10 protein-coding genes are annotated in these 14,063 nt (G+C 71.8%); 6 read left to right on the forward strand and 4 right to left on the reverse strand.

Annotation, left to right across the window (positions count from 1 at the left end; genetic code table 11):
• Positions 1-4 precede the first annotated feature (4 nt).
• The 4 genes from ACZ7M7_RS29295 to ACZ7M7_RS29310 form a co-directional block, all read right to left on the reverse strand.
• Complete coding sequence (locus tag ACZ7M7_RS29295; protein ID WP_472122476.1) at positions 5-1,168, reverse strand: SGNH/GDSL hydrolase family protein; 1,164 nt, start codon at positions 1,166-1,168, stop codon at positions 5-7.
• Positions 1,169-1,194: 26 nt separating this feature from the next.
• Positions 1,195-3,570 carry a glycosyl hydrolase family 95 catalytic domain-containing protein gene (locus tag ACZ7M7_RS29300; RefSeq protein WP_472121785.1) on the reverse strand — a complete coding sequence of 792 codons (2,376 nt, stop codon included), beginning with the start codon at positions 3,568-3,570 and terminating at the stop codon, positions 1,195-1,197.
• 62 nt (positions 3,571-3,632) lie between these two features.
• Positions 3,633-5,441, reverse strand: coding sequence for an alpha-galactosidase D (locus ACZ7M7_RS29305; protein ID WP_472121788.1), 1,809 nt, complete (start codon positions 5,439-5,441; stop codon positions 3,633-3,635).
• A gap of 23 nt (positions 5,442-5,464) precedes the next feature.
• Positions 5,465-6,652, reverse strand: coding sequence for an ROK family transcriptional regulator (locus ACZ7M7_RS29310; RefSeq protein ID WP_383625650.1), 1,188 nt, complete (start codon positions 6,650-6,652; stop codon positions 5,465-5,467).
• 206 nt (positions 6,653-6,858) lie between these two features.
• On the opposite strand from ACZ7M7_RS29310, the gene ACZ7M7_RS29315 reads away from it, so the two are divergent.
• The 6 genes from ACZ7M7_RS29315 to ACZ7M7_RS29340 all read left to right on the forward strand — a co-directional run bounded on the left by ACZ7M7_RS29315 (position 6,859) and on the right by ACZ7M7_RS29340 (position 13,995).
• Complete coding sequence (locus ACZ7M7_RS29315; protein WP_472121792.1) at positions 6,859-8,106, forward strand: serine hydrolase domain-containing protein; 1,248 nt, start codon at positions 6,859-6,861, stop codon at positions 8,104-8,106.
• A 100-nt stretch (positions 8,107-8,206) separates the two neighbouring features.
• On the forward strand, positions 8,207-9,577 hold the full coding sequence (locus tag ACZ7M7_RS29320; protein WP_472121795.1) for a CAP domain-containing protein: 1,371 nt from the start codon (positions 8,207-8,209) through the stop codon (positions 9,575-9,577).
• 65 nt (positions 9,578-9,642) lie between these two features.
• A complete protein-coding gene (locus ACZ7M7_RS29325; protein ID WP_472121798.1) occupies positions 9,643-10,320 on the forward strand; it encodes an AIM24 family protein in 678 nt (225 codons plus the stop codon).
• Between the two features lie 206 nt (positions 10,321-10,526).
• Positions 10,527-11,591 (forward strand): tetratricopeptide repeat protein, encoded by a 1,065-nt coding sequence (locus ACZ7M7_RS29330; protein WP_472121801.1) that lies wholly within the window; start codon positions 10,527-10,529, stop codon positions 11,589-11,591.
• On the forward strand, positions 11,588-12,658 hold the full coding sequence (locus ACZ7M7_RS29335) for a polyprenyl synthetase family protein (RefSeq protein WP_383611280.1): 1,071 nt from the start codon (positions 11,588-11,590) through the stop codon (positions 12,656-12,658). The genes ACZ7M7_RS29330 and ACZ7M7_RS29335 overlap by 4 nt, the downstream gene beginning before the upstream one ends.
• 377 nt (positions 12,659-13,035) lie before the next feature.
• Positions 13,036-13,995, forward strand: a complete 960-nt coding sequence (locus ACZ7M7_RS29340; protein WP_472121804.1) for a threonine/serine dehydratase — start codon at positions 13,036-13,038, stop codon at positions 13,993-13,995.
• The last annotated feature ends 68 nt before the right edge of the window (positions 13,996-14,063 follow it).

Consider the following 14,063-nt stretch of genomic DNA (forward strand, 5'->3'; position numbering starts at 1 on the left):
CACGTCAGCGGGTGGCGTCGTCGCAGTCCAGGGCGGTCAGGTCGACGGCGTCGGCCATCGCCTGCATGCCCTTGTCGTTGGGGTGGATGTGGTCGCCGCCGTCGAGGGCGGGCAGCATCCGCGCGGGGTCGTAGGGGCTGCGCAGGATGCGGTCGAAGTCGGTGACGGCGTCGAACTCGCCGCTGGTGCGGACGAAGTCGTTGACCTCCTGGCGTACGGCCTCGCCGGCCGGGTCCCATTCGTGCCAGCCCTTGAAGGGGGCGACGGTCGCGCCGACGACGCACTTGCCGGCCGCGTGCGCCCGGTCGACGATCTCGCGGTAACCCTCGATCAGGTCGTCGGCCGTGACACCGGTGTGGGCCTTGATGTCGTTCACGCCCTGGAAGAGGAACACGGTCCGCACGCCCGGCTGGGACAGAACGTCCCGCTCCAGCCGGTTCAGCGCGCTCTCTCCGGGGCCGTCCGCAAGGACCTTGTTCCCGGAGATGCCTTCGTTGGCCACGCCCTTCACCGCCGTGTCCGAGCGTTGCAGTCGGCGGGCCAGGTAGTCGGGCCAGCGGCGGTTCAGGTCGGTGGTGGACTGCCATCCGTCGGTGATGGAGTCCCCGAGCGCGGCCACCGCGCCGGTGCCCGCGCGGGCGCGCACGGAGACGGCGTCGAGATAGAACCAGGAACCGGTCGGGATGGTCCAGGCGGCGCCGCCCTCCTCGGCGGTGCGGTCGCCCTGGGTCGCGTACGACGACTGCATGGCCATCCAGTGGCCGGTCGCCGGGCCGCCCGCGTCCGGGCTGTGCAGGCTGACGACGAGGTTGGTCGCGGCGGGCAGCCTGCCGGGCAGCGGGTCGCTCCACACGGTCTCGCCGGCCGGCACGGTGACCGAGCGCTCACCGCCGAAACTCAGCCGCCGGTTGCTGCCGCGCCGCAGCTCGGCGCCCTGCTTCTGGATGCCCGCGTAGACGTTGTCGAAGGTCGTCGGCCGGTCCCCGAAGGCATTGGAGAGCCGGATCCGGGTGTCCGTGCCGCCCACGCTGGTGTGCACGACGAGCCGGTAGCTGCGGCCGGCGACGCCGTCTGCCATGCGGTCGGCGCTCGCCGCCCAGGTGACGACGCCGCTCGCGTCGGCGGTCGCCTCGGCGGGCGGCGACTGGCAGGCGACGACCGTCAGCAGGACGGCGGCCAGGGGGAGCCCGGCCCTCACTCGGCGAAGTCCTTCAGCGTGACCGACGCGCCGGGCCGCAGGGTGACCGTGCGGGACACATCACCGTACGCGACCGTCGTGGTGCGGCCGCCGACGCTGTGGATCCGGGCCTCGACCGGGCGTCCGTCGCGCCAGCGCAGGTCGACCTCGAAGCCGCCCCGCGCGGGGACGCCCCGCACATGGCCCGAGTCGGCCCAGGCGTCGGGGAGCGCCGGCAGGAGCTCGACGTGGCCCGGCCGGGAGTACAGCAGCATCTCCACCATCGCGGCCGGGGTTCCGAAGTTGGCGTCGATCTGGAAGATGCCCCGGCCGCGCTCCACCTCGTAGATGTCGAAGAGGTTGAACGCGGTGCCGTTGCTGCCGTCGGTCGACGGACGGAGGTTGTTGACGACCAGCTGGTAGGCGTTGTCCGCGTTCTTCAGGCGGGCCCAGCACAGGCTGCGCCAGGCGTTGGCCCAGCCGAAGCTCTCCATGCCGCGCGCGGTGAGCAGGGCGGTGGCGCCGGCGACGATCTCGGCCGGGGTGGAGCCGTCGGGACGGATGCGGTCGCCGGGGAACAGGTTGATCAGCGGGGACAGGTGGCGGTGCGTGGTCTCACCGAGATTGTCGGGCGACATCCACTCCTCCAGCCAGCCGGTGGTCGGGCTGACCTGCGGCAGGTACAGCTTTCTGCGCAGTGCGGCGATCGTATCCGCGTAGTCGGTGTCCCGCCGGAGTTCGGCGGCCGCGGTGCAGTAGTTCCCGAACAGTGTCCACACGACTTCCTGAGCATAGGTGATGCCCTTGGCGTCCTGCGGACCGTGCTCGGGAGACCAGTCGCGGTCGTCCACGAGCACCTCCTTCGAGGTGCCGGGGAGGGTGACGGTGAGCAGCCGCGCCTCCCAGAACTCGCACGCGCCCTTGAGGAGCGGGTAGATCTTCTTCAGGTACTCGCGTGACCCGGTGTACTCGTAGTGCTCCCACAGGGTGGTGCACAGCCAGGCGTTGCCCGCCGGATGCCACCACCAGCCGCTGCCGCCGTAGGGGTTGGTGGAGAAGGCGACGGCCCAGCCGGCGTTCTTGCCGCTGGAGTTGCGGTAGCGGTTGCGCGGGTCGTTGAACAGGCGACGGGTGGTGTCGGTCCAGGAGGAGAGCTGGGCGAGGCAGTAGTCCGTGAAGGCGTCGAAGCAGGGCGACAGGCCGGTGCGGTCGGCCATCCAGTAGTTCATCTGGATGTTGATGTCGGTGTGGTAGTCGCCCATCCAGTCCGGGTCGTTGCCGTCCAGCCACAGGCCCTGGAGGCCCATCGGCAGGCTGTCGCGCGAGCTGGTGATCATGAGATAGCGGCCGTACTGGAGGTAGGCCGCTTCCAGTTCCGGGTCGGGCTCGGGATCGCGGGTGCGGGCGTGCAGGCGCTCCCAGGTGTCCAGTTCGCGCTGCGCGTCGGTGGAGGTGCCGAGGGAGAGGCCGAGTCGTCCGTACAGGGCGCGGTAGTCGGCGACGTGGGTGCGCCGCAGGGCGTCGGCGGATTCCGCGGCGGCGGCGCGGACCTTCGTACGGGCGAGGCCCTCCGGGTCGAGGGAGGGGTTGCGGAAACCGGCCTCGGCGTCGGGGGCGTAGTCGGTGCCGGCGCTGACGACCACGGTGAGGTCCTTGCAGCCGGAGAAGTCGATACGAGTGCCGTTGACGGTGACCTTGCCGCCGCTGCCGCGGGCCTTCACGGCGGCGCCGTAGCGCAGGCCGTTGGGGAGGGCCGCGCCGAACGACTCGGCGGCGGTCGGCTTCTCCCCGTGGGTGCCGGTCAGGGTGATGGAGCCGGTGTAGCGGCCGCCGCCGCTCTGCGTGAAGCGCAGGACGATGACGTCGTCGGGGTGGCTGGCGTACATCTCGCGCCGGTAGGTGACGCCGGAGCGGACGTAGGAGCTGGTGACCAGGCCCTGGGCCAGGTCGAGGGTGCGGCGGTAGCCGGATACGGTGCCGAGGTCGTGGTCGGGGATGTCGACGGTGAGCCTGGCGAGCAGCGTGAAGGAGCCGAAGTCGGAGCGGCCGTAGGGGAACTGGCCGTCCTGGTCGAGGGTGTCGTTGAGGCCGCCGGTCCACATGGTGGCGTCGGTGATCAGGAGGAGCTCACGGCCGGGGTCGTTGCTCGCGAGGGCGCCGATGCGGCCGTTGCCCAGGGGCAGGCCCTGTTCGATGGGTGAGCCCTCGTCGCCCGGGGCCCGCCACCACAGCCGCTCGCGGGAGGCGTCGGCAGGGAGCGGGACTTCGGCGGGGCGCACAGGAGCGGCGGAGGCGGTGAACGTGGGCAGCGTGCCGAGGGCGGCGGTGAGGCCCGCGGTGGTGGCGAGGGAGAGGAGGGCTCTTCGGCTCGGCTCGTTCGGGCTGGTGTTCATGCGGGGCTCCGGATGCGTCTGGGCAGGGGCCCGGCGCGCGGCCGGGCCCCGATGGAGGGAGGTCAGAGAGACTTCTGTACGTCGATCCGGTCGATGTCCGGCGCGTAGCCGGTCCCGCTGTCGAACGTGATCGTGTTGGCCCCGGCCTTCAGCTTCACCGGCACGTGGACGCTGTTCACCGTGCCCCAGTCGCCCGTGGACGCGAACTTGTGCGAGGTGCCGCCGCCTCCGTTGGCCGAGATGGAGATCGAACGGGCGTCACCGCTGACGTAGGCGACCTTGATCTGGTAGGTGCCGGCCCTGGGGACCACGACGTCGTCGAGGGTCAGCTTGCCGCCGGTGTAGAGGTTGCCGACCTTGCGGCCGTCGGAGCAGGCGGAGCAGTCGGCGACGGAGGCGTTGCCGCTCAGGGTGCCCGCCTCGGCCTCGTGGGCGGTCCAGGCGAGGTCGGTGCCGCGCGGGGTGACGGTGAACAGGCGGGAGCCGTGCGCCGGGAGAGCCTGGGTGATCTTGTCGGTGTAGGAGCCGAGGTTCTCCTTGTTCCACACGTCGCGCACCGAAGCCTTGCCCTTGAAGCCGAGGGTCGACCAGTTGGCGGTGACCGACGCGGGCGCGTCGGACAGGTTGAACAGGGCGACGGTGTAAGTGCCGTTCGGGTTCTTCGCGGCCCACACCTGCTGCGGGTCGGAGGCGGTGACGGGCTTCGCGGGCGGGGCGCTGCTCTGGTTGAGCGCGATGACCTCGCGGTTGGTCAGCAGCGACAGGCCGTAGGAGTCGAGTCTGGTGAGGTCGTCGCCGGTGAAGAGCGGGGACTTGGCTATCGCCCAGAGGGTGGCGTAGCTCTGCCGCTCGGCCTTGGTGAGGCCGTCCATCTCGCCGTTGCCGACGTTGAGGGAGTCGAGGTCGTTCCAGCCACCGGGTCCGGCCTGGGCGGTCCAGGCCGGGGCGTCGTCCCAGCGATCGTCGACCGAGTTCTCCCAGGTGACCAGGGTGTTGCAGTAGCACTCGACGTCGGTGTCGATGCGCCAGCCGTTGGAGTACTTCTTCCAGTCCTCGACGTGCCCGTAGTCGAGGGACCAGGACAGCTCAAGGTGGATCGGGCGGCCGGCGGTCTTGATGGCCTTCTGCCATGCGGCCACGTCGGCGACGTTGTTGTAGTTGTCGCCGCTCTTGAAGGAGCCGGGGCCCACGCCGTCGAGCTTGAGGAAGTCGTAGCCCCAGTCGGCGAACATCTGGGCCTGGGAGTCGATGTACTTCTGGGCGCAGGGGTCCGAGAAGTCGATCTTGTAGGCGCTGTCCCAGCCGTTGGTGGTGCGCAGGTCGTCGTGGACGATGTCGCCGGTGGTGCAGCCGTCGGCGTTCCAGATCGGGTTCTTGCCGTCGTTGTACGCCCCCTTCTCCAGGCCGACCGGCAGGTAGATGCCTGCCTTGAGGCCCTTGGAGTGGATGCGGTCGGCGACGGCCTTCATGCCGCTGGGGAACCGCACCGGGTCGGCCTTCTGCCGGCCGTACTCGTCGAACTGCGACTTCCAGGACCAGTCCATCCACCAGCCGGCATCGATGTTGACGTACTCGTAGCCGTACTTCTTCAGCTTGGCGGCCATGGCGTCGGTCTGCTTGGTGACGTTGGCCTCGGACAGGTAGCTGTAGTCGCCCTTCGGGTTGAGGCCCGGGTACTTCGACGACTGCATGGTCCAGCTCGTCCAGCCCATGTAGGGCTTGGCGGCCACGGTCGGGGCCGAGGCGGCCGGGGGCGTGGGCGTCTCGGCCTGTGCGGCGGGGACGGCGGCCGTGACACCGGCGGTGAGGGCCAGGACCACCACGGCTCTCAGGGCGCGTGCGGGCATGACGGAGTACGAGGATGACCTCATGGGTCGTACCTCCCGGGGTTGGTTCAGCGGTTCTGGGGCTGGTCGTCGGCTCTGATGAAGGACTGGATCGCGGTGGCCGCGGCCCCGCGCGCCCACTCCTCGAAGGGCAGCGGGCGGGTCTGTACGTCGCACCGGTCGGCGGAGCCGAACGCGGCCGCGGCGAAGGCGTCGCGGATCTGTTCGGCGAACAGGTCGTAGGCGGCGAGTCCCTCGCCGGAGATGATCACCCGCTCGGGGCCGAGCAGGTTGGCCACGGTGGCGATGCCGCGTCCGATCGCCTCACCGGCGCGCGCGTAGGCCTCGCGCGCTCCGGCGACACCGCGGTGGGCGAGGGCCACGGCCTCTGCGGTGTCGGTGACCTCGACGCCGGTGGTCTCGCGGATCCGCCTGACGATCGCGGCGTCCCCCGCGATGGCCTCCACACAGCCGCGGTTGCCGCAGTGGCAGGGCGGGCCGGCCGGGTCGACGGTCACGTGCCCGATCTCCCCGGCCACACCGTGCGCCCCGGCGACCACCCTGCCGTGCACCACGAGGCCGCAGCCGATGCCGGCACCGACGGTCACCACGGCGAAGTCGGAGAGCCCCACACCGGCGCCGAACCACTGCTCGGCGACGGTCAGGGCCCGTACGTCGTTGTCGACGGTGACCGGCAATCCGGTGGTCGCGGCGGCGAGTTCGGCGAGGGGCACGTCCCGCCACTCCAGGAAAGGGGAGTAGCGGACCACTCCGGCGCCGCGGTCCACGTCACCGGAGACGGCGATCCCGAGGCCGAGGACCGGCACGCCCGAGTCGCCGGCCTCGGCGAGCAGTTCGCCCGCCAGCTCGGCGACCGAGGCCAGCACGCGCTTGGGCTCCCGGTCCGGGAGCGGGGCGTGACGGGCGACGCGGATACGGCAGCACAGGTCGGTGAGGACGGCGATGACCTCGTCGCCGGTCACCTTGATGCCGATGAACAGCGCCCTTCCCCCGTCGACCCGCACGGGGTTCGCGGGGCGGCCGAGCGCGGGCCGGGCCGTCTCGTCCGCGTCCTCCACCAAGTAGCCGGCCTCTATGAGGGGCCGCACCGCCTTGGTGACGGCGGCCGGGGACAGTCCCGCACGCCGGGCCACCTCCAGGCGGGTGAGCGGCCCATGACTCAGGACGGTGGTGAAGATCTGCGAGGCGGCCGGCGTGTTCGCCGGGAACGTCTCGGCACCGCGGATCGAGGACATGCCCGGAACCTAGAGGGGTTATTTTCCGCCGTCAATAAAAGAAGCAGGATTCCCTGAGGAACCGCTGAAGGACTCCCACCCGGTGATCCCCGCCTGTCCAACTGTGCGTCGTCTGTGGCGATCTGACGCGATGCGAGAGGGTTGCCCCGCGCGAAGCTGATCGTTCTCGTATGAGCAGCACATCGACAGAAACGTGAGGAATCCGGATGGTCTCAGCAACGGTGGTCACAGGTACGGCGGTGGCGGCCCTGGTGTCGCTCCTGGCGGTTCCCGCCCACGCCGCGCCCGGGCAGCCCGGCGCCGCCGCGGTCGAAGCCAAGGCGGCGGCCCTGCCCGCCCCGGACGTCACCGGCATCTGGAACGTCCTGCGCACGGCGCGGCAGCAGGGCGCACCCGGTGCGATCGCGCGCCTCGACGACGGCGACTCCGCCCACTGGGCGGCGGTGGGCGTCGCCGACCGCAAGTCGGGGCGGGCCATCAACAACGCCGACCGGTTCCGTATCGGCAGCGTCACCAAGACCTTCTCGGCCGTCGTCCTGCTGCAACTGGCCCAGGAGAAGAGGCTGCAGCTGGACGCCCCGGTCAACCGCTATCTGCCGGGGCTGCTGCCCGACGGCGGCATCACGGTGCGGCATGTGCTCAGCCACCGCAGCGGCCTGCACGACTACACCAACGAGATGTTCGCGCGGACTGTCCCCGGCTTCGAGGCGGTCCGCACCAAGGTGTTCACGTACCGGCAGCTGATGAACCGGTCCCTGAGCAAGCCGCGGACCACGAAGCTGGGCGGCGCCTACTCCTACTCCAACACCAACTTCGTCGTCGCCGGGATGCTCATCGAGAAGCTGACCGGGCACTCCGTGGGCACCGAGTACCGGAACCGGATCATCGAACCGCTGAAGCTGCGCGACACCTTCTACGTGCACCCCGGCAGGAAGATCCCCGGGCGTCACGCCCGCGGCTACCTCACGCCGGACACGGCGGGCGCGGCGCTCGTCGACGCCACCGAGCAGACGGCGTCCTGGGCGCAGAGCGCGGGCGCGGTCATCTCCAGCACACGGGACCTCAACACGTTCCTGTCGGCGCTGCTCGGCGGCCGGCTCACCTCCCGGGCCCAGCTGGCCCAGATGCAGCGCTGGGTACCGGCGGGCGGTGTGCAGTCGTACGGGCTGGGGCTGCGGCGCCGCGATCTGTCGTGCGGGGTCTCCGTGTACGGCCACACGGGCGCCGTGCAGGGCTACTACACGTACGCGTTCGCCTCCAAGGACGGCAGGCGCAGCCTCGCCGCGCTCGCCAACACCTCCAACAACGGCACGGTCCTCAACTCCATGATGGGCACGCTGGAGTCCGCGTTCTGCGGCAAGCAGACGAAGCCGCACAAGCGTGCCGCCGTGGTCGAACGGCACGAGGACATCGAACCCGGGATCCGGCTCCCCCTGGGCCCGAACGCCGGCTGAGGACGCGGGCGGGTCGGGAACCCGCGAGATCCGGTGGACGTTTCCAGGACAACCCCACCGGCATCCCACCGGATCTCGTACGACCCACCAGGACGGCCCGATGAGCGAGTTGGTTCCCGGGGGCAATCTGCCCCTCCCGGGCGGCAGCGTGACCGTCCGGGTGCCCGGCCCGTTCGACGTGTCCGCGCTCATCACCGACGACAGCGGCAAGGTCCGCGGCGATGCGGACTTCGTGTTCTACAACCAGCCGTCCGCGCCCGGCGCCCGGCTCCACGGCGACACGCTGACCGTCGACCCGCCACGCCTGCGCCCCGGGGCCACGCGGGTCACCGTGGTCGTCAGCCCCGCCGACCCGGGCACCCCCCTGGGCCGTCTGCCGGCCCCCGTGCTCCACGTCGGCGGCCCGGGCGGACGCACGATCGCCCGGTTCGCCCCGCCGCGCCCACGGCAGGAGACGTTGCTGCTGCTCGCGGAGATCTACCGGCGTGGCGACGGATGGAAGCTGCGGGCCCTTGGGCAAGGGTACGCGGACGGGCTGGCGGGGCTGGCGCGCGACTTCGGGGTGGACGTCATCGAGGACGCGACGCCGAGCCCGGTCGCCGCGGCACCCCCACCGATCACTCCGGCCGGACCGACGGCTCGGTCCGCGATGCACACCCTGTCCGCCGTCACCGTCCCGCACACCCCCGCCCCCGATCGCGACGGCTTCCTCGGCCTGGTCAACTCCGCGCGCGCCAGTGGCGGTTCACCGCCCGTCACCCTCGACGCGCGCCTGGCGTCCGCCGCGCAGGCCCACGCCTCCGCCATGGCAGCGGCAGGGCAGCTCGGTGTCGAGGGCCGCGACGGCGTCTCCGTGTACCAGCGCATCACCGGCGCCGGGTACGCGTATCTGACCGTCGGCGAGCACCTGGTCTCCGGCCCCCGCACCCCCGCCGAGTTCGTCGCGTACTGCCTGCGCACCGAACAACCGCGCCGCACCCTGCACGACCCGGCCTTCACCCACGCCGCGCTGGCACACGTCACGGGCGGCCGCTCGGGCGACACGTACTGGACGGCGCTGTGGACCAGGCCGCTGGCCCCCGGCGACCTGTCCCGCACGGCGGCCGAGGTCGTCGACCTCACCAACCGGGAGCGGGCGCGGGCCGGGCTGAGTCCCCTCGCCGTCGATGCCGCGCTCGGCACCGCGGCGCAGGCCTACAGCGCCGACATGGCGGCCCGGGCCTTCTACTCCCACACCTCGCCCGAGGGAACCCAGCCCTGGGACCGGGCCGCCGCCGCGGGCTCCCGCATGCGCTCGATCGGCGAGAACATCGCGTGCGGCCAGCGCTCCCCCGGCGAGGTCGTGGAGGGCTGGATGAACAGCCCGGGCCATCGCGCCAACATCCTCAAGCGCGACTTCACCCAGATAGGGATCGGTTTCGCGGGCGGCGGGCCCGCCGGCACGTACTGGACTCAACTCTTCGGCGCCTGACGGCCCGGGGAATCCGACCTGCCGCGATCTAGGCGGAACGGGAGCGTCCGGGACAGGATGCCCGCATGAAGGGTGACCTCTTTTCCAACGAGCACATGGTCCAGCCCGCCACGGCGCCGGGCATGACGATCGAGAACGCCAAATGCATCAAGTACGCGGTGAATGGCGAGATGCACGCCCGTCAGGGCGCGATGGTCGCCTACCGCGGCAACCTCCAGTTCGAGCGCAAGGGCCAGGGCGTGGGCGGCATGCTCAAGCGGGCGATGACCGGTGAAGGGCTGCCGCTGATGGCGGTGCGCGGGCAGGGCGAGGCCTGGTTCGCGCACGAGGCGCAGAACTGCTTCGTCGTCGACGTGGACCCCGGCGACGAGTTCACGGTCAACGGCCGCAACGTCCTGTGTTTCGACGCCTCGTTGTCGTACCGGATAGCGACGGTGAAGGGCGCCGGCATCGCCGGCGGCGGTCTGTTCAACAGCGTCTTCTCGGGGCAGGGCAGGCTGGGCCTGGTGTGTGAGGGCAATCCACTGGTCATCCCGGTCTCGCCGCAGTACCCGGTGTTCGTCGACACGGACGCCGTCGTCGGCTGGACCGCGGGCCTGGACACCTCGCTGCACCGCTCACAGTCCCTCGGCTCGATGCTGCGCGGCGGTTCCGGGGAGGCCGTGCAACTGATGCTGCAGGGCCAGGGCCATGTCGTCGTTCGGCCCAGCGAGGCGACACCGCAGAAGTCCCAGCAGCACTGATACCGCCACCGTGAGGTGATCTGCGCCTCACGAGCAACCCCGTCCGCCTTGCCGACGTCTTGATCGACAACAAGTGAAGCCCTGGCCGCCCTTTCCGGCCAGGGCAGGTTTTCAACGCTCTATACACGCCATGTATACCTATCACGTATACGCACTGCGTATACACAGAGAGTAGAGATGGCGTGTGTATCGATCGAGAGGCATCGATGTACGGCAAGGCATTCGCCCCGGAGTACCAGGGAGCCCTGACCAAGCTGTCCGTGAACTCCTCGCTGACCGACGTACTGGCCGCCGGCACCGAGCAGTTGAGAGCGGCCGAGCAGGCCGGGCAGCACGGCGAGGCGGCACGTTCGGGGCTCGCGGTCGCCGAGGCGCACCGCCGGCTGGGGCAGATCAGGGACGCGGACCAGGCATGGAAGGCGAGCTACCGCGCCGCCCGGGAGGCCGACGACACCGCGGCGATGGCCTGGGCGCTGTGGAGCGGCGGCACGCTGGCCCGCCAGCGCGGGTCGTTCGCCCTGGCCCGGCGGCTGCTGCAGCTCGCGGCGGACTTCGGCGACCGCGGCGGCGACATCGTCGTACGCGGCTACTCCCTGGCCGGTCTCGCCGAGACCGGCCGCATCCAGGGCGACTACGACGCCGTCCACAAGCTGCACGAGCAGCTGCTGGCCGAGGCCCGGCGGCGCGGCGAGGCGCGGCACACCGTGTGGGCCCTGGAGGGCATCGCCCAGATCCACCGCAACACCGGCTCGTACGACACCGCGTACGACCTGTTCGAGGAGGCGGCCGGGATCGCCGCGGGCGCCGAGGACCGGCGGGGTCATGCCTGGGCGCTGCGGGGGCTCGCCGACGTCGTCTCCGTGCGCGACGGCGACACGGAACGGGCACTGGCCCTGCTGTCCGAGGCGGAGACCATGTGCCGGGCGATGAAGCTGTCCAGCGCGCTGGCCTACAACCACAAGATGCGCGGCAACGTCCTCTACCGCGCCGGGCGTTACGCCGCGGCCCGGGACCTGTACGAGCAGGCGCTCGCCGAGTTCCGCGCCATGAGCGAGCCGCGCGGGGAGGCGCTGTCCCGGCTGGGGCTGGCCAAGTCGCGTGCGCAGCTGGGGCGCGACCGTGCCGAGACGGCCACCGAACTGGCCGAGCTGGCCGGGGTACTGGAGCGGATCGGGCTGCGGCACGCCCGGGAGATGGTGGCCCGGGCGCAGGCGGAGTTCGGCGTCGGCGAGGATGCCATGGCGGGCGCCGGGACGGGGGTCGTACGGTGACGGCTTCCCCTTCTGCTCTTCGAGCTCCGTCCGGTATCGCGGAGCACCCTTCGTCGGTTCAGGCTGCACCGGACGCCCACCAAGTCCTCGACCGCTGCGGCGCATTGGTGCGGCCCGCGCTGCGGGAGGCCGTGGGGCGGACGCATCCGTGGGTGGGTGAGATGGCCGCGTACTCCTTCGGCTGGTGCGAGGTGGGCGGGGCGCCCGCCGCCGCCTCCGGCGGGAAGGGCGTACGGCAGGCGCTGGCCGTGCTCGGTGCCGAGGCGGCCGGCGCGCCCGGGCGGCTCGCGGTGCCCGGGGCGGTCGCGGTGGAGCTGGTGCACGCCTTCTCCCTGCTGCACGACGACATCATGGACGGCGACACGTCCCGGCGCCGCCGCCCCACCGTGTGGAAGGCGTACGGCACGGGACCCGCCGTCCTCGCGGGTGACGCGCTGTTCGCGCTCGCCGTCGAGACGCTCGCTGCCGCACCGGCCGGACCGCGGGCCGTACGGCTGCTGTCCGTGGCGTTGCAGGATCTGGTGCGCGGGCAGGCGGACGACCTGCTGTTCGCCACCCGTCCGTGGACGGGGCCGGAGCGCGTGCGGCCGGACGAGTACCGGACGATGGCCGAGCACAAGACGGGGGCCCTGCTGGGCTGCGCGGCCGCGCTGGGCGCCCTGCTCGGCGGCGCGCCGCCGGCAACGGTTGCCGCCCTCGACCGGGCGGGCCGGCATCTGGGCATCGCCTTCCAGGTGGTCGACGATCTGCTGGGCATCTGGGGCGACCCGGCCGTCACGGGCAAGCCGGTGTACGGCGATCTGCGGGAGCGCAAGAAGACGTTCCCCGTGCTGGCGGCCCTCGACTCGCCCGCCGGAGGGCGTCTCGCAGCGCTCCTGGACTCGGCCGCGGACCCCGCCGAGGTGGCCTCGCTGATCGAGGAGGCGGACGGCCGCTCGGCCGCGCTCGCCGAGGCCCGGCGCCATGTGACCGCCGTGGAGGCAGCTCTGGCCGACGTACCCCTGAAGGCCGGGCCCGCCGGGGAGCTGCGGTCGCTGCTCGGCTTCCTGATGCGGCGCGACCTGTGACGGACCGGCTCGCAGCAAGGCCGTGACCGCCGGTTCACCGTCCGGCCCGCGTCGCGCCCGCGTAGACGGGGGCCTGCGACCGCCGCGGAGACCGCTCCGGCCGACGTACCCCTGAAGGCCAGGCCCGCCGGGGAGCTGCGGTCGCTGCTCGGCTTCCTGATGCGGCGCGACCTGTGACGGACCGGCTCGCAGGAAGGCCGTGACCGCCGGTTCACCGTCCGGCCCGCGTCGCGCCCGCGTAGACGCGTGCCATGCGCAGGGGCGGTGATCGTCGAGTCACGGTGCCGCTCCCGGCGAGCCCGAGTTGACCGGCGTCGCCTCTCGCGTCAGGGTGCCAACGGCGTGGACCCCGCCCCCACGCCGGAAGGGTGACTGCCTTGATCGGGATCTCCGACGTCGAAGCCGCGGCCGACCTCATCGCCGGCCACGTCGTCCACACACCGACCGTGCCCAGCCCCGGACTGTCGGCCCTGCTGGGCGTCCCGGTGACGGCCAAGCTCGAACTGCTGCAGCGCACCGGCTCGTTCAAGGCCCGCGGGGCGACGGCGAAACTGCTGTCGCTGACCGAGGCCCAGCGTGCGGCCGGGGTGGTGGCGGTCAGCGGTGGCAACCACGGGATCGCCCTTGCGATGACGGCCGCCGTCCTCGATGTGAAGGCCACCGTGGTGATGCCGCGTTCGGCGCCGGCCCGCGCCGTGGAGATCGCCCGGGGCGCCGGGGCGTCGGTCCGGCTGACGGACGACATGGGCGGAGCGTTCTCCCTTGTCACGCGGCTGCGGGACGAAGGGCTGACGCTCGTCCATCCCTTCGACGACCCGTTGGTGATCGCCGGCCAGGGCACCGTCGGGCTGGAGCTCGCCGACGACGCCGGGGAGCTCACGGACGTGATCGTCAGCGTCGGGGGCGGCGGACTCATCTCCGGCGTCGCGGTCGCGCTGCGGGCCCGCCGTCCGGACGTGCGGATCTGGGGCGTGGAGACCGAGGGCGCCGAGGCGATGTCCGAGGCGCTGGCGGCGGGCGGGCCGGTACCGGTGGCCCTGTCGTCGATCGTGTCCACGCTGTGTGCGCCGGCCGCGTCCCGGCTGACGTACGACCATGTGTCCGCCCTGGTCGACGAGGTGCTCGTGGTGCCGGACCGGGAGGCGGTGCGGGGTGTGCTCGACCTCGCCGAGCACGCCAAGGTGTGGACCGAGCCGGCCGCCGGCTGTCTGCTGCCCGCGGCCCGGCGCGTCCTGGAGCGGGTCGGCGACGGCGCGCGGCTCGGGCTGGTGGTGTGTGGGGGCAACGCGACGACGGGGGAAGTGCTGCGGTGGGCGGCGGATTTCGGTGTTCACTGAAACGCCGGCTCGAATTCCTTACTTTTTCGTCAGGTTACTCACGCGTAAGAAGCAAAGGAAAGGAGTGG

The sequence above is a fragment of the Streptomyces sp. NPDC111606 genome (assembly GCF_055656945.1).

Coding starts and splice junctions, on each gene's coding strand:
- ACZ7M7_RS29300 (WP_472121785.1), bottom strand. CDS start 3,570: ATGAACACCAGCCCGAACGAGCCGAGCCGAAGAGCCCTCCTCTCCCTC.
- ACZ7M7_RS29305 (WP_472121788.1), bottom strand. CDS start 5,441: ATGAGGTCATCCTCGTACTCCGTCATGCCCGCACGCGCCCTGAGAGCC.
- ACZ7M7_RS29310 (WP_383625650.1), bottom strand. CDS start 6,652: ATGTCCTCGATCCGCGGTGCCGAGACGTTCCCGGCGAACACGCCGGCC.
- ACZ7M7_RS29315 (WP_472121792.1), top strand. CDS start 6,859: ATGGTCTCAGCAACGGTGGTCACAGGTACGGCGGTGGCGGCCCTGGTG.
- ACZ7M7_RS29320 (WP_472121795.1), top strand. CDS start 8,207: ATGAGCGAGTTGGTTCCCGGGGGCAATCTGCCCCTCCCGGGCGGCAGC.
- ACZ7M7_RS29325 (WP_472121798.1), top strand. CDS start 9,643: ATGAAGGGTGACCTCTTTTCCAACGAGCACATGGTCCAGCCCGCCACG.
- ACZ7M7_RS29330 (WP_472121801.1), top strand. CDS start 10,527: ATGTACGGCAAGGCATTCGCCCCGGAGTACCAGGGAGCCCTGACCAAG.